Annotated in this window: 5 protein-coding genes; 2 read left to right on the forward strand and 3 right to left on the reverse strand. The window is 62.0% G+C overall.

The window, feature by feature from the left end; translation table 11 throughout:
* From AC1DT3_RS11680 to AC1DT3_RS11690, 3 genes are all read right to left on the reverse strand, one after another.
* Nucleotides 1–186 (reverse strand): hypothetical protein (locus AC1DT3_RS11680; protein ID WP_477465424.1); only part of this gene is annotated, 186 nt, incomplete at its 3' end.
* Nucleotides 158–997 carry a prephenate dehydrogenase/arogenate dehydrogenase family protein gene (locus AC1DT3_RS11685; protein ID WP_477465425.1) on the reverse strand — a complete coding sequence of 280 codons (840 nt, stop codon included), beginning with the start codon at nt 995–997 and terminating at the stop codon, nt 158–160. The genes AC1DT3_RS11685 and AC1DT3_RS11680, both read right to left, overlap by 29 nt.
* Before the next feature lie 205 nt (nt 998–1,202).
* Nucleotides 1,203–1,745, reverse strand: a complete 543-nt coding sequence (locus AC1DT3_RS11690; RefSeq protein WP_477465426.1) for a thioesterase family protein — start codon at nt 1,743–1,745, stop codon at nt 1,203–1,205.
* Nucleotides 1,746–1,927: 182 nt separating this feature from the next.
* Between AC1DT3_RS11690 and AC1DT3_RS11695 the strand changes: the two genes are divergently transcribed.
* Nucleotides 1,928–3,343, forward strand: a complete 1,416-nt coding sequence (locus AC1DT3_RS11695; RefSeq protein WP_477465427.1) for an FAD-binding oxidoreductase — start codon at nt 1,928–1,930, stop codon at nt 3,341–3,343.
* Nucleotides 3,344–3,426: 83 nt separating this feature from the next.
* The coding region (locus tag AC1DT3_RS11700; protein WP_477465428.1) for an AsmA family protein at nt 3,427–5,114 on the forward strand (1,688 nt) is incomplete at its 3' end.

The following is a 5,114-nucleotide window of genomic DNA, read 5'->3' on the forward strand; positions in this document are numbered from 1 at the left end:
GCACAGGCACCGACAGTGCCACGAAGGAGTGCCTCCGAGCGCCAGGTGGACGATCTGAACAGGTCGATCCAGCAAGAGCAGCAGGGCGTCCGGCAGCAACAGCAGCAGCAGATCGACAGGAATCAGCTCCGTCAGCGCATCGATCGGCAGCAGATGTTCAACAATCCGATCGCACCGGTTCCTCATATCGGCCGGAGGTATTGTCCGCCAGGCTCGCTCGGCTGCTAGGCTCCGTTTCCGCGACGCGCTCGAACGTTTCGATGAAACGTTGTTTCACACTCGTGATGAATGGGTTGTCGCGCGTAATCGTCTGAAAGACGTCGTCGGAATCTCCACCCACCATGTCGACCATGCGCATGAGGTTGTCGAAAGTCGCCGTCGCATGGCGGAGCGGCGGCAGGTCCATGGCGACGATGGCCCGTGAAATGAGATGTGTCAGGCCCTGCACGTAGGCCATCTGTTCATCGTGTTGCTCGGCTGTCGTGGCGAACACGTCGAGGCCGAGCTTGTCCTTCAAAAACCGACTGACCGCCCGCGTCCTGCCGCCTTGTCGGGCGCAGACGGCGACCTTCAGGCCAACGAGCCCGTCCTGTCCGCTCTTCGGACCGAACAGCGGATGGGTGCCGATGATCTCGGTCCCTATCGGCAACTCTTCCGCCAGCACCGCGAGCGGTTTCACCTTGATCGAGCAGACGTCGACGACTAGTGCGCCCGGCTTGATGTGCGGCGCAATGGCTTTGGCGACGGCGCGAAGATCACGAAGAGTGACCGCGAGAACGACGATGTCCTGCCCCGCCGCTGTGACGAGATCGCAGATCCGCGCTCCGTGGCGTTGCCCGATCGCCGTCAAGTCGCGGTCCGGGTCGTGGAGACTGAGATCGAAATAGGGAGAGAGGTGCGGAATGCAGAACGCGCCGAAAGCGCCGACCCCGATGAGGCCGAGCCTCGGCTTCTGCGCCTCGCGCGTCGGAAAATGTCGTTCGGAAACTTGAAACATGGCGGTCTCGGTGGGTTTCGCCCCCGCGAGGCCGTCTCGGATACAAGAATGCCGCCTCGCGGCGGCATGTCTTCGATGAACCAAATCGAATGCGTGCCGCTCCTATGGGGAGAGGCGGTAATACGAAACAGAAATGTGCGCGCTCGTGGTCATGACAGGGATAAGCCACGACACCGGCTGTGTCGTCAAGCGTCAAAAACCGACGTCAGTGGCGGGTTCCCGTCGACAGGAGTGCTTCCGGAGCATCGCGTGAGGGAAGGGCGATCGTGCGGCCCAGAGCGACTGGCGCAGCAAGGCGCTTGTGGGCGGCCTTCATCACGGAGAGGTTTTCTTGAATGTCGTCCGGGAAATGCGAGACTTTGCGGGTCTCGAGGTCCACGTGAAGGGAGAGCCCTTCAGAGGTCGCGGCGACCCAGCCGTCCTCCGCGTGGCGGATTTCCATATAGAAATGCAGCCGCTTCTCGTCGAAATCGATCAACTGGAGCGTGACGCGAACGCGGTCGTGGACCTTCAATTCGCGCTTGTAGAGGGTGTGCACCTCGGCGGCGAAGAACGACGCCTTGCGCTCCTCGACATAATCCTGACCGAGACCAATGAGCGAGAACGCTTCCTCCACGGCCCGATCGAAGAGGACGTGGTAATAGGCCATGTTCATATGGCCGTTGTAATCGATCCAAGCGGGCTCGACCCGCATCGTGGAGGATACGAACGGGGCAAAGAAGAACACGGGAAGGGCCCGTTCATCCATGGTCTGTTTTCTCCTTCCCTTCTTCATCGCCCTACTATGCCGTCAAATGGACCGAGCGAACAATAGCACATTCTCTCAGCCATGCATGCAAGTCGGAACGCGAATGTGCTGTCGAGAGTTGCCTCGGCGGTCGTTTTGGTAGGTATGGGGGACAAACATTCCCAACGAGACCTGAAAACTTCATGAACGCCACGCACGCCATGTCCCGGTCCAGATCGTCCGACGCCACGCTAGCGTCGCTCATAACAGCGCTCGTCGGGCTCTTCGGGGAGCGGACTGTGAGTTCCGCTGCGGTGCGCGAACAGCACGGCCACACCCTCACATGGGTCAAAAACCAGCCGCCGGACGTGGTCGTTTATCCGAAAACGACGGAAGAGGTCGCGACGATCGTCAAGCTGTGTGCGGCTGAGGGCGTCCCCGTCATACCGTACGGGACGGGCACATCCCTCGAAGGTCACGTCAATGCGCCCTATGGTGGCGTCTGCGTCGATGTGAGCCAGATGAAGCGGATCGTCGCGGTCCACGAAGAGGATCTCGATTGCGTCGTCGAACCCGGCGTGACCCGCAAGGAATTGAACGAACACCTCCGTGACCGCGGATTGTTCTTCCCCATCGATCCGGGCGCGGACGCTTCGATCGGCGGAATGGTGGCGACGCGCGCCTCGGGTACGAATGCCGTCCGTTACGGCACTATGAAGGACGTGGTGCTTTCGCTGACCGCCGTTCTGCCGAACGGCGAGATCGTCAAGACGGCGAGCCGCGCGAGGAAGAGCTCGGCCGGCTATGATCTGACCCATCTTCTGATCGGATCGGAAGGAACCCTCGGCATCATCACCGAGATCACCCTGAAGCTGAATGGCATTCCCGAAGCGATTTCAGCCGGTATTTGCCCCTTCCCATCGGTGAAGGCCGCGTGCGACGCGGTGATCATCACGATCCAGTCCGGGCTCCCTGTGGCCCGGATCGAACTGCTCGACGAAGTGCAGGTGAGGGCGGTCAACGCTCATTCGAAGCTCGCGCTGCCGGAGAGCCCGTTGCTTCTGCTCGAGTTCCACGGGTCCGAAGCCGGCGTGAAGGAACAGGCGGAAAGTTTTGGCGGGATCGCGGCGGAATACGGCGGAGGACCCTTCGAGTGGGCGACGAAGGCCGAAGAGCGCAGCCGGCTGTGGCAAGCCAGGCACGATGCCTATTGGGCGGCGCGCGGCCTGCGACCCGGGGCTCAATCGGTCGCGACCGACGTCTGCGTCCCGATCTCCCGTCTTGCGGAATGCGTCGACGAGACCAAGAAGGACATTCTGGCGAGCGGCCTGATCGCACCGATCGTCGGCCATGTGGGTGACGGAAACTTCCACGTCCAGCCCCTGGTCAATGTCGACGACCCGGCGGAAATCAAAGCCTGCGAGGCGTTCATCGACCGGCTGGTAAAGCGCGCCCTCGCCATGGAGGGAACCTGCACCGGCGAGCATGGCGTCGGTCAAAAGAAGATGAAATACCTCGAAATCGAGTACGGCCCGGCCACTCTCGAACTCATGCGCGTCTTGAAACGGGCCGTCGATCCTCTCAACATTATGAATCCGGGCAAGATTATTGCGCTTTGACGGTGGACGGCGACGACGCCATGCTACCGCTGGTCTTGCCCTTCAGCTAACGAGCCTTGGGGAACAGCGGAGTAGGTCGTCTCTTGCGTGACATTCTGACGGTCATCGCCTCCATCATTATCCTGATTCTGACGGCGGCCGTCGTTGCTCCTCCCATGATCGATTGGGAGGCGCAGCGGGGCCTGATCGATCAGGCGATTTCCAGGGCGGCGGGCACTCCGGCCCGCACGGAAGGCCGAATCGGCGTCCGTATCCTGCCTTCGCCCCGTATCCGCCTCGACCGGTTGCGCTTGGGGTCGGGGGCGCCCGATGCGCCGTCGCTGGCGGCGGATTTCATCTGGGCCGAAGTCGAGCTGATGCCTCTGCTGCGCGGCGATGTGCGCTTTACCGAAACTCGGATCGGCCGCGCTGACGTGCGCATTCCCATCGCAACGGACGGCTCCTGGACCGTTCCAGGCAACTTGAGCGGTCGCGGCCGCGATCTGGCGATCGAGAATCTCAACATCACTCAATTGCTGATCACGACCCAGATCCCGAAGACGGGGCGGACCGATCAATTCTATGCCGAGAACGTCCTTATCGAAGGACAGAAGCTGGCCGGCCCGTGGCGGGCGGAAGGCACCACGAGCGGCGTTCCCTTCCGGCTCGTCACCGCGGAGATGGGCGAGGACAAGAGCCTCCAACTGAAACTGACCGGCGGCGGCGACATCTATCCGCGCTTCGACATCGACGCAAAGGTAGCCCTCGGGAGCGTCGCCGACGACATCACGCCGGTTCTCGCCGGTAAGGCGAAGGTATTGTTCGGGCCTCCGGCCCAGGTGGCTGCTGCCGGCATCCCGATCCCGATCGTCATCGACACCGCCTTCAAGACCAAGCCTGGAGCGGTGGCACTGGAAGAAACCAGCGTCGAAGCGGGAGAGGGCGGCGCCAGCCTGCGCATGACCGGGCAAGGCTCCGTACAGCTCAATGATTTGCGCATCGCCCTCAAGCTGGAAGGCCGTCGGCTCGATGCGGACAGCTTCATCCTGTCGTCAAACGGGAGGGACTTCAAAAGCCGTCTGGCCGAGTGGTCACTGCCGCCGAACACGGTTCCCATCGATCTCGATCTCAAACTCGATAGCATCGGCCTCGGCCAGGAAGATTTGTCGAACGCGGTCCTGCGCGGATCGCTCGTGCGTGGCGAAGCGAAAATCGAACGGATGGAATTCACGGCGCCCGGCGAAACGCGTGTCGCGATGGAGGGGGAAATCGGGCTCACCACCCGTGGCGGAGCCGAGGGGCGCGTCGCGCTCGCGTCGAAAGCCTCCGACCGTTTGGCACGCTACTTGGAGCGTCTGAATATCCGCTCGCCATTCTGGAAAATGCTGGACGGACGTCCGATCGAACTGGCGTCCGACGTGTCCTATGCCAATCCGATCCTTTCGCTCAGCCGTATGCGGGTCAAAACCGGCGACGCCGTGATGACTGGCAACATGCGTTTCACCGCTTCCGAACCCAACCAGCGCGGCAGGCTCGAAGCACAGGTCGCGATCCAGAATCTCAATCTCGACCAATTGCCACAGGTTTCGAGCGTGTTCGAAGCGACGCAGAACGTCGATGTCGGATTCATTCTGGATGCGCGTAACGTGCGTGCCGGCAACCGCCCGGGCGCCGGACGGATTTCGGCGCGCATCCTGTCGGACGGAAAAGCGTTGCTTGTCGAAGCGCTGGACATCGTCGATCTCGCCGGTGCCAATGCCCGGGTCAGCGGACGAATCGCACCGGACGGATC

This window comes from Microvirga sp. P4_G7, assembly GCF_056401005.1.

Excerpts from the sequence above, each read along its gene's own strand:
- AC1DT3_RS11685 (WP_477465425.1), bottom strand. The coding sequence starts at position 997 with ATGTTTCAAGTTTCCGAACGACATTTTCCGACGCGCGAGGCGCAGAAG.
- AC1DT3_RS11690 (WP_477465426.1), bottom strand. The coding sequence starts at position 1,745 with ATGGATGAACGGGCCCTTCCCGTGTTCTTCTTTGCCCCGTTCGTATCC.
- AC1DT3_RS11695 (WP_477465427.1), top strand. The coding sequence starts at position 1,928 with ATGAACGCCACGCACGCCATGTCCCGGTCCAGATCGTCCGACGCCACG.